14 protein-coding genes are annotated in these 14,677 nt (G+C 68.9%); 9 read left to right on the top strand and 5 right to left on the bottom strand.

Going from position 1 to position 14,677, the window contains the following annotated elements:
* Positions 1–29 precede the first annotated feature (29 nt).
* Entirely contained in the window at positions 30–1,409 is a 1,380-nt protein-coding gene (locus FQY83_RS07265) for an NTP/NDP exchange transporter (RefSeq protein WP_146386616.1), read from the top strand.
* 125 nt (positions 1,410–1,534) lie between these two features.
* On the opposite strand, the gene FQY83_RS07270 is transcribed toward FQY83_RS07265, so the two are convergent.
* The 3 genes from FQY83_RS07270 to FQY83_RS07280 form a co-directional block, all read right to left on the bottom strand.
* Positions 1,535–1,909: a hypothetical protein gene (locus FQY83_RS07270; RefSeq protein ID WP_238333434.1), complete on the bottom strand. Its 375-nt coding sequence runs from the start codon at positions 1,907–1,909 to the stop codon at positions 1,535–1,537.
* Between the two features lie 103 nt (positions 1,910–2,012).
* Positions 2,013–2,483: a hotdog fold domain-containing protein gene (locus tag FQY83_RS07275; RefSeq protein ID WP_146386620.1), complete on the bottom strand. Its 471-nt coding sequence runs from the start codon at positions 2,481–2,483 to the stop codon at positions 2,013–2,015.
* Between the two features lie 216 nt (positions 2,484–2,699).
* Positions 2,700–5,177, bottom strand: coding sequence for an acyl-CoA dehydrogenase (locus FQY83_RS07280; RefSeq protein WP_146386622.1), 2,478 nt, complete (start codon positions 5,175–5,177; stop codon positions 2,700–2,702).
* A 159-nt stretch (positions 5,178–5,336) separates the two neighbouring features.
* Between FQY83_RS07280 and FQY83_RS07285 the strand changes: the two genes are divergently transcribed.
* Positions 5,337–5,981, top strand: a complete 645-nt coding sequence (locus FQY83_RS07285; RefSeq protein ID WP_146386624.1) for a TetR/AcrR family transcriptional regulator — start codon at positions 5,337–5,339, stop codon at positions 5,979–5,981.
* 207 nt (positions 5,982–6,188) lie between these two features.
* On the opposite strand, the gene FQY83_RS17570 is transcribed toward FQY83_RS07285, so the two are convergent.
* Complete coding sequence (locus FQY83_RS17570) at positions 6,189–7,007, bottom strand: DUF2145 domain-containing protein (protein WP_158636451.1); 819 nt, start codon at positions 7,005–7,007, stop codon at positions 6,189–6,191.
* Positions 7,004–7,423 (bottom strand): hypothetical protein, encoded by a 420-nt coding sequence (locus tag FQY83_RS17575; RefSeq protein ID WP_158636452.1) that lies wholly within the window; start codon positions 7,421–7,423, stop codon positions 7,004–7,006. Before FQY83_RS17575 ends, FQY83_RS17570 begins: the two co-directional genes overlap by 4 nt.
* A gap of 113 nt (positions 7,424–7,536) precedes the next feature.
* Between FQY83_RS17575 and FQY83_RS07295 the strand changes: the two genes are divergently transcribed.
* The 7 genes from FQY83_RS07295 (at position 7,537) to FQY83_RS07325 (ending at position 14,384) form a co-directional block, all read left to right on the top strand.
* Positions 7,537–8,277, top strand: a complete 741-nt coding sequence (locus tag FQY83_RS07295; RefSeq protein ID WP_146386628.1) for a helix-turn-helix domain-containing protein — start codon at positions 7,537–7,539, stop codon at positions 8,275–8,277.
* A 119-nt stretch (positions 8,278–8,396) separates the two neighbouring features.
* Positions 8,397–10,154 carry a phosphoenolpyruvate carboxykinase (GTP) gene (locus FQY83_RS07300; protein WP_238333435.1) on the top strand — a complete coding sequence of 586 codons (1,758 nt, stop codon included), beginning with the start codon at positions 8,397–8,399 and terminating at the stop codon, positions 10,152–10,154.
* A gap of 80 nt (positions 10,155–10,234) precedes the next feature.
* A complete protein-coding gene (locus FQY83_RS07305) occupies positions 10,235–11,509 on the top strand; it encodes an aspartyl/asparaginyl beta-hydroxylase domain-containing protein (RefSeq protein ID WP_146386630.1) in 1,275 nt (424 codons plus the stop codon).
* 61 nt (positions 11,510–11,570) lie between these two features.
* Positions 11,571–12,008 (top strand): hypothetical protein, encoded by a 438-nt coding sequence (locus FQY83_RS07310; protein ID WP_146386632.1) that lies wholly within the window; start codon positions 11,571–11,573, stop codon positions 12,006–12,008.
* 102 nt (positions 12,009–12,110) lie between these two features.
* Positions 12,111–13,250 (top strand): tetratricopeptide repeat protein, encoded by a 1,140-nt coding sequence (locus FQY83_RS17965; RefSeq protein ID WP_425478622.1) that lies wholly within the window; start codon positions 12,111–12,113, stop codon positions 13,248–13,250.
* Between the two features lie 126 nt (positions 13,251–13,376).
* Positions 13,377–13,703: a putative 2OG-Fe(II) oxygenase gene (locus FQY83_RS07320; RefSeq protein ID WP_158636453.1), complete on the top strand. Its 327-nt coding sequence runs from the start codon at positions 13,377–13,379 to the stop codon at positions 13,701–13,703.
* A 324-nt stretch (positions 13,704–14,027) separates the two neighbouring features.
* Positions 14,028–14,384, top strand: coding sequence for a hypothetical protein (locus tag FQY83_RS07325; RefSeq protein WP_146386638.1), 357 nt, complete (start codon positions 14,028–14,030; stop codon positions 14,382–14,384).
* Positions 14,385–14,677: the final 293 nt, after the last annotated feature.

Genomic DNA, 14,677 nt, shown 5'->3' on the forward strand with positions numbered 1-14,677 from the left:
GTTTGCGCGGCCCAAGGCGCGGACACCCGATGAGCAGCGCAGACGAACACCACGCTTCCGCGGGCCGCGCCGCGCGCTTCCGCGCCGCGCTCGCCGAATCGCCGCCGCTGCTGTGGTCGTTCCTGTACTTCTTCTGCCTGCTCAGCGGCTACTACGTGCTGCGGCCGGTGCGCGAGGCGATGGCGGCCTCCAGCGACGTCGAGGCGGTGTTCCCGCCCGCGCTGATCGCGTTCTTCGCCGAGCGCGGGGTGGCGCTCGGCGAATTCACGCTGCAGTTCATCTTCACCGCGGTATTCCTGATCATGCTGCTGCTGCAGCCGGTCTACGGCTGGCTGGTCAGCCGTTTCGCGCGGCGCGTGTTCCTGCCGGTGATCTACGGCTTCTTCATCGTCACGCTGCTGCTGTTCCATGCGATGTTCGACAGCGGCGTCGCCGGGCGCGGACTGGCCTTCATCCTCTGGATCACGGTGTTCAACCTGTTCGCGGTCGCCGTGTTCTGGAGCTTCATGGCCGATGTGTACAGCAACATCGAGGCGAAGAAGTACTACGGCTACATCGGCGCGGCGGGCACGATAGGCGCTTTCCTCGGGCCGATCCTGACGCGCAGCCTGGTCGAGCGCGTCGGCATCCCGAACATGATGCTGGTCTCGGCGGTGCTGCTGACGGTCTGCGTGGCCTGCATCCTGCGCCTGCGCCGCTACGCCGTGCTGCGCGAGGCGGAGCGCAGGCAGGTCAGCGGCGAAAAGCCGATGGGCGGCGAGGTGCTGGCCGGACTGAAGCTGGTGCTGAAGGAGCCGCTGTTGCGCTGGCTGGCGCTGATGGTGGTGCTGGGCGTGGGCGTGGGCACGCTGCTGTACAACGAACAGAACCGGATCGCGCGCACGGCCTTCGCCAGCGCCGAGGAGCGCGCCGCGTTCTTCTCCACGCTCGACCTCGCGGTCAACTCCCTGACCCTGGTCGTGCAGTTGTTCGTGACCCGCGCGCTGATGTCGCGCTTCGGCATCGCGCCGGCGCTGCTGATCCCGGGCGCGGCGATCATCTTCGGCTTCTCGATCCTGTCGGCGTCGCCGCTGCCGCTGATGGTCGCGATCGTCCAGGTCGTGACCCGGGCCAGCGAGTTCTCGCTGGCCAAGCCGGCGCGCGAGACCATCTACACCCGCGTCGGCCGCGAATGGCGCTACAAGGCCGGCGCCGCGATCGACACGGTGATCTACCGCGGCGGCGACCTGACCTTCGTCTGGGTGCACAAGGCGTTGTCGGCGTTCGGGTCGAACGTGGTGTTCGGCGCCGGGCTGCTGATCGCATCGGCAATGACCTTCAGCGCATGGCGGCTGCTGAAGGAGGAAGCGAAGTTGCCGTCGGAGCGGGCGCCGCGCCCGGCGACTCCGGAAGCGGTACGCAGTCGCTAGCAGGGCGTCGGAGAATCGTCGTTCCGGGCGCGGCGGGACGTCCGGGGACATGGGTCGGCGGGATTCCACTGCGTTCGGAACGGCAAATCAGGCTCCAGCGCAGCCTCGCGTGGCATCGCCGGGCCTTATCGCGCGAGCAGCGGCGCGGCGAACAGGATTGCGCCGAGCGCGAACAGGGCCGTCAGCGCATGCACCATCGGATGGTTCACCCGCAGCCAGACGAACTGGACCGCCGTACGGATGATCCAGAACGCCGACATGCCCACCAGCACGGCGCGGCCAAGCGGCGTTGCCGACAGTTCGCCGGGATACAGCAGGCACAGCAGCCCGACGCCGGTGAACACCCAGACCAGCTGCAGGTTGGCGATCTGTGCGATCGCGCGATTGGGCAGCGTCGTGCCCTGCAGGCTGCGCGGCCAGTCGAACAGGCGCCAGAAGCCTGCATGGAACAGCGCGAAGCCGAAGCTGTGGAGTGCGCAGAGCAGGAGCATCGTGTGCATGGGCATGATCAGGGGAACGGAGTCGGGACGGGCGGCGGTTCCGTGGGCGCTTCCTGCGGTCGCGGCATGCGGCGGCGGCCCCGTCCTGCGGGACGGCGCCCGGTCACGGCCGTCGCGGCGACACCCACATCGCGATGCGCGCGCGGAAGACCGTCTCGCCCTGCGGATCGGTGACGTCGACGCGCACCGGCAGCGCGTAGCCTTCGGGCGACTCGCGCGGTGTTTCCTCGGGCGTCGCGACCGCGCGCATCGTGCCGACGGCCTTCTTCAGGTATTCGACCGTCATGCCGCGCGGGATCCAGCGCATCGACGCGGGGATGCTGACGTCGGTGGTCAGCCCGCCGACGAATTCGGCGAGGTTGCACAGCGCGATGGCGTGGACCGTGCTGAGATGGTTGGTGACGGCGCGGCGGTGGGCGATGGTGGCCTCGCCGCGACCGGGTTCGAGCGAGACCATGCGTGGCGCGATGCCGGCGAAGTAGGGGGCCTTGAAGCAGATCAGCTTCGAGAACAGCCATTTGCCTGCGGGCTTGTTCGCCAGTTTGCCGTAGATCGAGAGGACCCGGTTGCTCATGAAGCCATGCCCCGATTGTTCGTGACGGTGCACCGTTCTTTGCCCGTCATTCCGGCGAAAGCCGGAATCCATTTTGCTCTTGATCTTGCTTCTGTTTCATGCGGATGAAAATCCAGAAGCAACGTCCAAATGGATTCCGGCTTTCGCCGGAATGACGGGGTCTAGGGGCGTCGCAAGAAGAATGGGGAACCATTCCCGATTCCCCATTCCCCGCCCTTACGCCGCCTCGCGCGGCTGTCGCTTGTGCTGCGGCTGGTCATAGTAGGTGGCCGCGCGCAGCTCGTGCGGATCGAAGTCGTCGACGGTGATCGCATCCAGCGTCAGTTCGCGCAGTTCCTCCAGCTGCTTGCGCTCGTCCGCGGTGATCCAGCCCTCGCGCACGCCCTCGTCGAGCTGGCTCCTGAAATCCAGCGCCTCGATGTCGCTGTTCTTCAGCGCCTTGAGGAACTTGCGCTCCACCGGTTCGGCCGCGATCGCCTTGGCGAGGTAGCTGTTGATGCGTCCGCCCGGGTTGTTCGCGCAGGGCGTCAGGAACACGCCCTGCGCCAGGCGGTCGCGCGCCTCGTTCGGCGCCATCAGCAGCGCGGCGACGCGGTGGCCGAGGCGATCGCCCGGCGCTTCGGCGCGGCGGCCCCAGGGGAAGATCAGCGCCCACATCAGCCAGCCGACCGGGCGGATCGGGAAGTTGCGCAGCGCCGCCGAGAGCGCGTTCTCGATCTTGTGCACGCTGTCGTGGAAGGCCCAGGCCAGCAGCGGCTGGTCGGCCTGCGGCGCGCCCTCGTCGTGGTAGCGCTTGAGCATCGCGCTGGTCATGTAGACGTGGCTGAGCACGTCGCCCAGGCGCCCGGACAGCGATTCCTTGAACTTGAGCTTGCCGCCGAGCAGCAGCATCGACACGTCGGCCATCAGCGCGAGGTTGGCCGAATAGCGATCGAGCTTGCGGAAGTAGCGGCGGGTGTAGTCGTCGCCGGGCGCGGCGCCGATCTTCGCGCCGGTGATGCCGAACCACAGCGAGCGCACCGCGTTGGAGATCGCGAAGCCGATGTGGCCGAACAGGTTCTCGTCGAACTCGTCGACGCCGGCCTTCAGATCCGGGTTCTGCGCCGCCTTCATCTCCTTCATCACCCACGGATGGCACAGGATCGCGCCCTGGCCGAAGATCAGCAGGCTGCGGGTCATGATGTTGGCGCCTTCGACCGTGATCGCGATCGGCGAGGCCTGCCAGGCGCGGCCGCCGATGTTGCGCGGGCCGAGGATGATGCCCTTGCCGCCGACGATGTCCATGAAGTCGCTGGCGACTTCGCGGCCCATCGTGGTGCAGTGGTACTTGGCGATCGCCGACGGCACCGACGGTACGTCGCCGCGATCCACCGCCGCGGCCGTCGCCTGCGACAGCGCGCTGGTGGCGTAGGCCTTGCCGCCGATCCGCGCCAGCGCTTCCTCCACGCCCTCGAAGCGGCCGATCGACAGGCCGAACTGCTTGCGGATGCGCGCGTAGGCGCCGCCGACCACCGCCGCGAACTTGACGCCGCCGCTGGCCGTGGAGGGCAGGGTGATCGAACGGCCCACGGCGAGGCATTCATTGAGCATGTTCCAGCCCAGGCCGGCCTTGTCGACGCCACCGATCAGCTGGCTCAGCGGGATGAACACCTCCTTGCCGCGGATCGGTCCGTTCTGGAACGGGGAGTTCAGCGGAAAATGGCGGCGGCCGACCTCGACGCCGTCGGTATCGCGCGGCAGCAGCGCCAGGGTGATGCCGATGTCGCGGGTGTCGCCGATCAGGCCGTCGGGGTCGTACATGCGGAAGGCGAGGCCGATGATCGTCGCCACCGGCGCCAGCGTGATGTAGCGCTTGTCGAAGGTGAGCCGGACGCCGAGCACGTTGGCGCCGTTCCAGTCGCCCTTGCAGACGATGCCGAAGTCGGGGATCGAGGTCGCGTCGGAGCCGGCGAAGGGCCCGGTCAGGCCGAAGCAGGGCACTTCCTGGCCGGCGGCCAGGCGCGGCAGGTAGTGGTCCTTCTGCTCCTTCGTGCCGTAGTGCATCAGCAGCTCGCCCGGGCCGAGCGAGTTCGGCACGCCGACCGTCGAGCTGACCACGCTGGAAACCGAGGCCAGCTTCTGGATCACCTTGTGGTGCGCCAGCGCGCTGAAGCCGAGGCCGCCGTATTCCTTCGGGATGATCATGCCGAAGAAGCGGTTGTGCTTGATGAAGTCCCACAGCTCCGGCGGCAGGTCGGCGTGGACGTGGTTGATCTGCCACTCGTCGACCATCCTGCAGAGTTCTTCGACCGGGCCGTCGAGGAAGGCCTGCTCCTCGTCGGTGAGCTGCGGCTTGGGATAGGCCAGCAGCTTGTTCCAGTCCGGATCGCCGGTGAACAGCTCGCCCTCGAAGCCGACCGAGCCGGTTTCCAGCGCGATGCGCTCGGTCTGCGACAGCGGCGGCAGCACCTTGCGGAAGAACTTCAGCAGCGGCGTGGTGACCAGCGGCTTGCGGATGAACGGCAGCAGCAGCGGCACCGCGATCGCGGCAACGACGATCGCGGCGACGATCGTCGCGGCCTGGTTGGCGCCGAGCAGCCAGCAGGCGGCGAGCAGGGTGGCGGTGATCGCGGCCCAGACCGCGAGGCGCAGCCGGTGATAGGCCGCGAACGCGCCGGCCAGCAGGAACGCGATGAAGGGAAGGGCGACGCTCATCCGATGCCTCCAGAGGGGGATTGTGGCTGCGCGGCCGGGAATGGGCCGTGACGAGCCGAACCGTACGGTCGAGTATGGTGACCCCGATCAGGGTTGTCAACGTGCCTGCGAATCGGCGACGATACTTTTCCCGACGCTGGCGTATGGACAACCACCGACATGGGCAAACCCGCCGCCAACCCGCCCGCCAGGGCCGCCGACACCGGCGACGCCGCGACTGCGAACGCCGAAGCCGGCAAGCCCGAGCGGACCGGCCGCCTCAGCGCGGAAGACTGGGCGCAGGCCGCGCTCGACCTGATCGCCGAACAGGGCGTGGCCGCGGTCGCGGTGGAGCCGCTGGCGCGCCGCCTCGGCGTGACCAAGGGCAGCTTCTACTGGCATTTCCCTTCGCGCGAGGCGCTGCTGCAGGCGGCGATGGAGCGCTGGGAGAACGTCGAACAGGAAGCGGTGTTCGGCACGCTCGAGCGCGTGCCCGATCCGCGCGAGCGCCTGCGCGCGCTGTTCCAGATGGTGGCGCACGAATACCAGTCGCACGTGATCTACAGCGCCCTGCTCAAGGCGCTCGACCACCCGGCGGTGCAGCCGGTGATCGACCGCGTGTCCAAGCGCCGCCTCGACTACCTCGCCGCCTCGTTCCGCCAGACCGGCCTCGGCCGCGAGGATGCGCAGCACCGCGCGCGCCTGACCTACGCCGCCTACGTCGGCTTCCTGCAGCTCAACCTGCAGCTGCACCAGGCGCGCATGCCGCAGGAGGAGTTCGAGGCCTACGTCGAGCACCTGTCGAAGACGCTGGTGCCGGCCTGAGGCATTGCGCCAACGGCATCTGCTGTCATTCCCGCGGGCGTGGCCCGATGCCGGACTTGATGCGGGGTAGGTCGGGGCTACGCTCCCACGCTCCGCGGACCATGCATCCCTCGCGTCGGCCGCGTAGGTCGGGGCTACGCCCCCGACGCTCCGCGCACCGTGCATCCCTCGCGTCGGCCGCGTAGGGCCGACCTACGGCACGCCACGCTAACCCGGCCCCGGCCTCGCCAGCAGCACGCCGCCACGCCATTCCATCTGCGCCTCGGCGTGGCCGCGCTCGTCCAGCCAGCGCAGGATCGAGCGCACCGTGACCACCGGATAGTCGCCGGACAGCCGCGTGCCGACGCCGTGGTCGGTGAAGGCAATGTTGCTGCCGAACAGGCCGCCGAGCACGCGTTTCGAATAGGGGATGTGGATCGTGTCGGCGCGGAAGCCGTCGCGCGCGGCGACTTGCCAGGCGTCCTGCCGCCCGCGGATGTCGCCGGCCGCGGGCAGCGTGGCTGCGAGCGTTTCCAGCACCCAGGCGGTGGAGTTCTGGTAGTCGCGGCTGCCGGGACGTGCGATCAGGTTGTAGCTCGGCTGGTACAGCGCGTTGGCGGGCAGCGCATGCAGGTGGTCGGCGAGACGCTGCGCATGGTCGGGCTGCAGCCAGACGATGCGCGCGTCCTGGTTCACCAGGTCGTCCGAGAAGAAGTTCACCAGCCCCTGCGCGTACAGCCCGGAGCGATGGCTGCCGCATTCGTTGAGCAGGTGGACGACGGTCCAGCGGCCGTCGGCGTGGTCGCGCACGGCGAAGCCGGCGTGGCTGTAGACCAGTCCGTGTTCGGACAGGTCGCGGCCGATCCGCGCGACCAGGGCGACCGGTGCATCCGTGCGGTCCAGCGCCGCGGCCGTGCGCAGCGCGGTCTCGGCTGCGGCCGCCACCTTCTCCGGCGGCATCCGCACCGCCTCGCAGTGCGTGCCGGCCTCGACATGGGCCGACAAGAAGCCCAGCAGCGCCAGCAGTCCGGCGAGCAGGCGGCTCACAGCGGCAGCCTGCGCGAGTGCAGGTGCGGGCGCGCGAGTGCGTTGGCGACGAAGCACAGCGATTCGCCGGCGACGCTGAGGATCCAGCCGGCCGAGACCGCGGTGACGACGACGGCGGTGCCGACCGCGATCCCGAGCGCCTTCGCCGCTTCGGCCGAAATCTCGACGATGGCCGACGCGCCCATCGCCACCGCGGAAATCGTCAGCGCCACCGCCTCGCCGCTGGCTTCGATCGCGGTGACCGAGAACGCGCCGCCGGCGGACAGCGCCTCGGCCATCACGACCGGCACTTCCACCGACGCGGCCAGGCTTGCCTCGGACTGTCGGCTGGCGTCGGACTGGGTGGCGGCCCGGGTCGGCGCGATCGCCGCGGACAGGGCCAATACGGACAGCAGGGTCAGGAACCGGATGCGCATGGCGGCGGGCCTTCGGGAAGGTGCGCGCAGACTTGGCGCCCGACGGGGTCCCCGGGCAAGCGCCATCGCCGAAGTACCCGGCGGAAGACCGGCCGGTAGAGTATTTTTGGACCATGAGCGTCTCCGTCGACCTGATCAACGCCCTCAAGCGCGGCCTGCGCGCGCAGGGACTCACCTATCGCGAGCTGGCGCAGCGGCTCAGGCTGAGCGAGGCCGCGGTCAAGCGCATGTTCTCGCGCCGCGCGATGAGCCTGCTGCGGCTGGAGCAGGTCTGCGAGGTGCTCGGCATCGGGCTGGCCGAACTCGGCGCCGAAGCCGGGCGCGGCAGCGAGCCGATGGCGCGGCTGAGCGAAGCGCAGGAGCAGGCCCTGGTCGACGATCCCGCGCTGATGCTGGCGATGTTCCTGAGCATCAACCGCTGGCGCCAGGACGACGTGATGGCGCACTTCGCCTTCACGCTGCCGCAGTGGACCGGGCTGCTGGTGAAGCTCGATCGCCTCGGCATCATCGAACTGCAGCCCGGCAACCGCGCGCGGCCGTTGACCGCGCGCAACTTCCGCTGGCTCACCGACGGCCCGATGGAGCGCCATTTCCGCGGCGCGCTGCTAGGCGACTACTTCGCCGATCCCTTCGACGGCGAGCAGGACCGCCTGCTGCTGCTCAGCGGCAGCCTGAGCCCGGAGGGCGTGAAGCAGATGAAGCAGCACCTGGAGGACGTGGCCCGCGAATTCGACGGCCTGCTCGCGCGCGACGCGGCGCTGCCCGCCGAACAGCGCGTCGGCGTGAGCCTGGTACTGGCGCAGAAGCCGTGGCTGCTGAAGCTGTTCGCGCCGTATCGCCGGGCGCGGGACTGATAACGCTGTCATCCCCAACGATGCCGTGCTGCAGCAAGCACCGCCGCCTCCCTCGCGCATAGACTGTCGTCATTGCGGTTTTTTTCCGGCGTTTCGCCGGATTTCTTGGGAGGACATCGATGAATGCAGTTCCGCGCCCGCAGGCCATGCCTGCGTCGGGCAGCCGTCTGGCTGCGCTGAACGACTGGGTGGATGAAGTCGCCGCGCTGACGCGCCCCGACCGCATCCACTGGTGCGACGGCAGCGACGGCGAATACGCCGCCCTGGTCGCCGGCATGCTGGCCGACGGCACCCTGATCGAACTGAACCAGGACACGCACCCGGGCTGCTACCTGCACCGCTCCGATCCCGACGACGTCGCGCGCGTGGAGCACCTGACCTTCGTCTGCACGCGCGAGCGCGACGACGCCGGCCCCAACAACCACTGGATGGCGCCGGACGAGGCGCACGCGAAGGTCGACGCCCTGTTCGAGGGCTGCATGCGCGGACGCACGCTGTACGTCGTGCCGTACTGCATGGGCCCGATCGACTCGCCGCTGGCGCGCTGCGGCGTCGAGATCACCGACTCGCCCTACGTCGTGGCGAACATGCGGCTGATGACGCGCACGGGCGCGGCCGCGCTCGCACGCATCGAGCGCGAGGGCGCGCAGGGCAAGCCGTTCGTGCGCGGCCTGCATTCCACCGGCGAACTCGATCCGGACCGCCGCTTCATCATGCATTTCCCCGAGGAGCTGTCGATCAAGTCCTACGGCTCGGGCTACGGCGGCAATGCGCTGCTGGGCAAGAAGTGCCACGCCCTGCGGATCGCCTCGTGGCAGGCGCGGCGTGAAGGCTGGCTGGCCGAGCACATGCTGATCCTCGGCCTCGAATCGCCGGAAGGAAAGACGCACTACGTCGCGGCGGCCTTCCCCAGCGCCTGCGGCAAGACCAACCTGGCGATGCTGATCCCGCCGGAGGAATACCGGCGCAAGGGCTGGAAGGTGCACACGATCGGCGACGACATCTGCTGGATGCACCCGGGCGAGGACGGACGCCTGTGGGCGATCAATCCCGAAGCCGGCTACTTCGGCGTCGCGCCGGGCACTTCGGCGACGACCAATCCCAACGCGCTGGCGACCATCCGGCGCGACACCATCTTCACCAACGTCGCCCTCACCGCCGACAACCAGCCGTGGTGGGAAGGCCTCGACGACCGCGTGCCGGCGCTCGACTGGCAGGGGCGGCCCTACGATCCGGCGAACGGCCCGGCCGCGCATCCCAACTCGCGCTTCACGGTCAGCGCGAAGCAGTGCCCGTCGTACTCGCCGCGTGCGGAGGATGCGCGGGGCGTGCCGATCTCGGCCATCGTCTTCGGCGGACGCCGCGCCACCCTGATGCCGCTGGTGTTCGAAGCCCGCGACTGGGCCCACGGCGTGCGCGTCGGCGCGTCGATGGGATCGGAAACCACGGCGGCAGCGACCGGCCAGACCGGCGTGATGCGCCGCGACCCGATGGCGATGAAGCCATTCTGCGGCTACCACTTCGGCGACTACTTCGCGCACTGGCTCTCGTTCGACCGGCCGGGCGCGAAGCTGCCGAGGATCTTCCACGTCAACTGGTTCCGCAAAGGCTCCGACGGCCGCTTCCTGTGGCCGGGCTTCGGCGAGAACATGCGGGTGCTGGAGTGGATCGTGGGGCGGGTGGAGGGCCGGCACGCGGCGCGCGACAGCGGCGTCGGCCTGCTGCCGCTCGAAGGCGCGATCGTGTCGCCGGATTGCGCGGCCGATGCGCTGGCCGCGGTCACCGGGTTCGACGAGACCAGATGGCCGGCCGAGCAGGCCGAGATCGCCGGTCACATGGAGGCCTATCGCGAGCGCCTGCCGGCGCAGTTGGGGTGAGTCGAGGTCCGCCTGATACCGGCGCGGCGCCCGATGGATAGAATGGTGCTGCGCCGGTCCGGCGGAAGCGGAACAGGTTCGTGAACGCACAGGTATCGTCTTTGGTGAACGCCGCCGGGGCCGCTGCCGCCGGCGGACGCTGGCAGGAGGCCGAGCGGCTGTGGGGCCAGGTGCAGGCGCTGGATCCGGGCAACGTGCAGGCGCTCTTCAGCCTGGGCGTGCACGCGTTCCAGCGCGGCGACTCGCGGGCCGCGCTGGAGTTGCTGCAGCAGGCGCGCGCGCGCGCGCCGCGCGACCCGATGATCGCGCTGACCATCGGCCGGATCCATCGCGAAGGCGGGCAGCCGGAGCAGGAGTGGGGCGCGATCATCGCCGCGCTCGAGATCGATCCGTATTTCCTGCCGGCGCTGCTGGGCAAGGGCGAGTTCCTCGAACAGCAGGGCAAGCCGAGGATCGCGGCCGCTGCGTTTCGCGACGTGCTGAAGGTCGCGCCGGCGGAACCGGAATGGCCGCCCGCGCTGCGCCGCCGGCTTGCGCATGCGCGCGAGGTGGTCGAGCGCGACACGCAGGACCTCGTCGACTACCTGACGCACCAGGTGGCGGCGAAGCGCACGACCGTGGACGCCGCGCTGGCGGGCCGATGGGACGAGGCGGTCTCGATCCTGGCCGGGCGCACGCGGCCCTACCACTCCGAGTGCAACCAATTGCAGGTGCCGCGACTGCCGGCGCTCACCTTCTACGACGACGCGCTGTTTCCGTGGATGCGCGAACTGGAATCGCGCACCGACGCGATCAAGGCCGAACTGCAGGAAATGATCGCCAGCCGCGGGGACGAGTTCGTTCCCTACATCCAGTACCGGCCCGGGGATCCGGTCAACCAGTGGGACAAGCTCAACCACTCGCGCAACTGGAGCGGGTTCCACCTGTACGCGCACGGCGAACCCGTGCACGAGCACCTGTCGCAGTGCCCGCGCACGGCCGAAGCGCTGGCGCTGGTGGATGCGGTGGACATTCCCGGGCTGTGCCCGAACGCGATGTTCTCCGCGCTGGCGCCCGGCGCGCACATCCCGCCGCACACCGGCGAGACCAACGCGCGGCTGGTCGCGCACCTGCCGCTGGTGGTGCCGGAGAACTGCAGCTACCGCGTCGGCTACGACTGGAAGCAGTGGAGGGAAGGCAAGTGCTGGGTCTTCGACGACACCATCGAGCACGAGGCGCGCAACGACAGCGACAAGCTGCGGGTGATCCTGATGTTCGACGTGTGGAACCCGCTGCTCAGCCTGGCCGAGCGGGAAATGGCGACGGCGCTGGCCGGTGCGATGCGCGATTGGCGTACCGCGGGCGACGTGGCCTGAACCGGCGGGTTATTCTTGCATTCACGCCAAAGGAACGATGCCGATGCGCTGTTTTCCGCCAATGATCCTGTTGCTGCTTGCGCTGCCGGCGGCGGCGCAGCAACCTACCCATGCTTGCGCCAGCGAGGCCCAGGCCGCCGCGCGGCTGGCCTGCTACGACAAGGCGTTCCCGCCACCGCCGGAAGTGATCGAGGCGGCAACGGAGCAGGCGCAGGCCGATTTCGGCTTGAACAAGCCGCGGGACCCGTTGCTCAATCCGGGGCAGACCGTCGAGCAAGCCGACCCGGAACGGATCGAAAGCCGGGTCGCCAAGGTGGACCACTACAACGGGCAGCGCGTTTTCAGGCTCGAGAACGGGCAGGTCTGGACGCAGGCCGAGTCACGCGGCAGCGGGCACGTGCAGGCCGGTGAAGTCGTGCAGGTGCGCAAGGGATTGTTGGGAACCTACATGCTGATCATGCCGAACGGCGTGGCCTTGCGCGTGCGCCGCACGCGCTGAACGCAGGGTGTTGGCGCCCAGCGCCCAGCCGTTGAATGCAGCGCAGGCCCAGCGCTTCAACCAGGCTCTAGGCCTGCTGCAGTCCGGGCAGCCGCGCAGGCACTGTCCATCGCCGAGGCGTTGGCCGGACAGGCGCCCGAGGCGGCAGATGCATGGCAATTGCTGGGCATGTGCCTGGCGGACAATGATCGCCAGGCGCAAGCGGATGCGGCCTTCGAGCGCGCATTGGCGCTCGTGCCGGGCAATGCGATGGTGTTGCGCAATTACGGCGTGTTCCTTGCCCGGTACGGCAAGGCGTTGCGCGAACAGGATCAACCGGAAGCAGCCGAGCCCGTGCTGCGCAAGGCGCTTGTGCTGCTGCCGGAACAGGCATCGGCGTGGGTCGATCTGGGCGTGGTGCTGCGTTTGCTGGGGCGTATCGGCGAGGCGCTGGCCGCGTTCCGGAAAGCGGAGGGCATGCTGCATCAGCGCGGCGTCGACCGGCCTGAACTGCAGGACGCGATCAACGGCGTGTTGGCCGACGCGGGCCGACCTGCGGAAGCATTGGCGGGCGCGCGCCAACTCATCGTCCGGCATCCGCAGCATGCCCCGGGCCATGAGACATTGAGCAACCTGCTGTGGGAGAACGGCGCGGAACTTGCGCCGGGCGAAGATCCGCTGGGCGAGTTTCGCGCCGCGGCCCGGGCGCAGCCGGGCAATCGTGGGCTGCAGCTGGCGTTCGCGCGGATGCTGATGGCGGCAAGGCACGCAGATGAAGCCCTGGCGCTGCTGCATCCGCTTCACCAGCGCGAGCCCGGCAACGCACTGCTGGACTGGCTCGTCGCCGACGCGCTGGACGCGCTGCAGCGGCACGAAGAAGCCGCACCGCTGTACGCGGTGGCGGCGAGAAGCGAACTGGGTAAGTCGCCGGAGTTCCTCAATGCGCGTGCACGGCACGCATTCCGCACGCAGCGCTTCGACCTGGCCGCAAGTTGCGCGGAAGAAGCGGTCGGGATCGATCCAAGCAACCAGGAAGGCTGGAGCCATCTGGGTACGGCATGGCGGCTGCTTGGCGATGAGCGCGAGCACTGGCTGTTCGACTACGAGAGGTTGGTGGGCTACACCGAAATCGTGCCGCCACCGGGTTTCGGTGACTTGCCCGCGTTCCTGCAGGCACCGGCGGCCACGCTGGAAACCATGCACAACGCCGGACGGGAGCCCGTGAACCAAAGCGTGCGTGGCGGCACGCAGACAGCAGGTTAACTGTTTGGACGCGACGATGCGGTCATCCGCGCTGCAGAGGGCGCCCTGCGAACGGCTGTCGAGGATTGGCTGGCCACGCTGCCGGAAGATGCGGCCCATCCGTTCCTGTCACGCAAGCAGCGCAGCGTGCGCTTCGTCGGCTCGTGGTCGGTGAGGCTTGCGTCATCGGGACGGCATTCCAATCACATCCACCCCAAGGGCTGGGCGAGTTCCGCCTTCTACGTCGCGCTGCCCGGCAGCGTGCTCGAGTCGGACAGCGCATCCCGCGCCGGGTGGATCCAGTTCGGACGGCCGCTGGAAGACCTGGGGCTCGACCTGCCGCCGCGGCGCGTCATCCAGCCCCGGCCGGGTCATCTGGCGCTGTTTCCGTCCTGCATGTGGCACGGCACCGTGCCGTTCGAGGCGCCGGAACCGCGGCTGACGATGGCCTTCGACATGCAGCCGAGGGGGTAGGGAACCTCCGGGCAAGTCTGCCTTGCCATTCCGGACGCAGCGGGGAATCCCGGAGAACCCGGTGCATGGATTGGCCGGCTTCGCCGCTGCAGGCGCCTCTCGCTACGCCCGGAGGTTCCCGGACGCATGTCGTTCCCGCCGCGGCGACCAGCTCCGTGGCGGCGACGCCGCCGGACCGACTGCCGCAGGTGGGGCAGGGGATGGGTGCCACATGATTTCGTTCTCGTGCATGCGAATCGACTGGTGTTTTCGTGCAGAATCAGCATGATGCTCGTTCGCCCTGCCGCGTCCGCCGCAGGCTCCCGGTCTTGTCGAGGATGTCCCATGCACGTCTGTTTCATTGATTCCCGCCGTCTGCCCGATGCCCGCGCTGCCGGTGAGCCGCGGCGGCGGCGTGTCCGTCATCTGCTGTTCGCCATTGCGGCCACCGGCCTGCTGTCCATCGGGCAGGCGGCGGCGCAGGAAGCGGGCGAGCCGGCCGTCGCGCAGGCCGCTGCGCCCGCAGGCGCGAAGCCGGGCAAGAACGGCAAGGTATGTGAATACGAGGTGGTCACCGGCAGCCGGATGAAAAAAAGGGTTTGCTACACACCGGAGCAGTGGGAGGCCCGTGAAAAGGCGGGAAGGGAACTGACGCGTGAACTGGACAACAGGTCGATCGGCGCGAACGCCAGCGGCGATTGAACCCGGGAACGCCCGACGGGATGTCGTCCCGGGCGCGGCAGGCAATTGTCCTGTGATCCATCGGATGGAGTGAACCTGCGACTCCCGACGCAGGGACCAATGCGGCGTGCATGTTGCAGTTCACTTCGTTCATTGATTCCGCGGGGGAAGCCCGGGGCACCCCAGGGTTCGACCCATGCTTTCGCAGGGGCAGGCCCTGTACCGCGGTCAGCGTAACGAGCTGCGATGTGTCGTCATCCCCGCGAAAGCGGGGATCCATTTTGCAAAGACGTCGGATCCCCGCTTTCGCGGGG

The sequence above is a fragment of the Luteimonas marina genome (assembly GCF_007859325.1).
GTDB classification, from domain to species: domain Bacteria; phylum Pseudomonadota; class Gammaproteobacteria; order Xanthomonadales; family Xanthomonadaceae; genus Luteimonas; species Luteimonas marina.

Excerpts from the sequence above, each read along its gene's own strand:
- FQY83_RS07285 (WP_146386624.1), top strand. The coding sequence starts at position 5,337 with ATGGGCAAACCCGCCGCCAACCCGCCCGCCAGGGCCGCCGACACCGGC.
- FQY83_RS07270 (WP_238333434.1), bottom strand. The coding sequence starts at position 1,909 with ATGCACACGATGCTCCTGCTCTGCGCACTCCACAGCTTCGGCTTCGCG.
- FQY83_RS07295 (WP_146386628.1), top strand. The coding sequence starts at position 7,537 with ATGAGCGTCTCCGTCGACCTGATCAACGCCCTCAAGCGCGGCCTGCGC.
- FQY83_RS07280 (WP_146386622.1), bottom strand. The coding sequence starts at position 5,177 with ATGAGCGTCGCCCTTCCCTTCATCGCGTTCCTGCTGGCCGGCGCGTTC.
- FQY83_RS07325 (WP_146386638.1), top strand. The coding sequence starts at position 14,028 with ATGCACGTCTGTTTCATTGATTCCCGCCGTCTGCCCGATGCCCGCGCT.
- FQY83_RS07265 (WP_146386616.1), top strand. The coding sequence starts at position 30 with ATGAGCAGCGCAGACGAACACCACGCTTCCGCGGGCCGCGCCGCGCGC.
- FQY83_RS17575 (WP_158636452.1), bottom strand. The coding sequence starts at position 7,423 with ATGCGCATCCGGTTCCTGACCCTGCTGTCCGTATTGGCCCTGTCCGCG.
- FQY83_RS07275 (WP_146386620.1), bottom strand. The coding sequence starts at position 2,483 with ATGAGCAACCGGGTCCTCTCGATCTACGGCAAACTGGCGAACAAGCCC.
- FQY83_RS07300 (WP_238333435.1), top strand. The coding sequence starts at position 8,397 with ATGAATGCAGTTCCGCGCCCGCAGGCCATGCCTGCGTCGGGCAGCCGT.
- FQY83_RS07310 (WP_146386632.1), top strand. The coding sequence starts at position 11,571 with ATGATCCTGTTGCTGCTTGCGCTGCCGGCGGCGGCGCAGCAACCTACC.